Annotated in this window: 1 protein-coding gene; it reads left to right on the top strand. The window is 52.8% G+C overall.

Annotated elements, in window-relative coordinates:
* Positions 1 to 15: 15 nt before the first annotated feature.
* Positions 16 to 411: AMP-binding enzyme (locus AN214_RS21935; protein WP_408002998.1), on the top strand; the 396-nt coding region annotated here is incomplete at its 3' end.

Here is a 411-nt window from a genome sequence, read left to right as displayed (position 1 = left end):
GTACCGGGCGAGCGATTGTATCGAACCGGAGATTTAGTCCGTTACTTACCGGATGGTCGTTTGGTCTTTATGGGTCGCGTGGATGACCAAGTCAAGATACGGGGCTTTCGAATAGAGCTGGGCGAGATAAGTCATGCATTAAGTGCGTGTGAGGGTGTGGAGTCGGCTTTGGTGTTGGCACCAGAAGTGAGAGAGGGCGAGCACCAGTTAGTGGGGTATGTGCAATGGCAAAATGAAGCGCTTGATAGCGCGAGATTGAAGAGTGACCTTGCAGGGAAATTACCGGATTATATGATGCCGTCGGTCTTTGTGACGGTTGATGCCTGGCCGTTAACGGCCAATGGTAAGATAGATAAGAAGCGATTACCGGCGCCCGAGTGGGCGTCGGAGCAGGCTTATGAAGCGCCGGAA

Origin of the sequence: Pseudoalteromonas sp. P1-9, from assembly GCF_001399975.1 — a bacterium.
Classification (GTDB): domain Bacteria; phylum Pseudomonadota; class Gammaproteobacteria; order Enterobacterales; family Alteromonadaceae; genus Pseudoalteromonas.
Note: the sequence above shows the minus strand (reverse complement) of the source record. Positions and strands in the feature narration are given on the sequence as shown.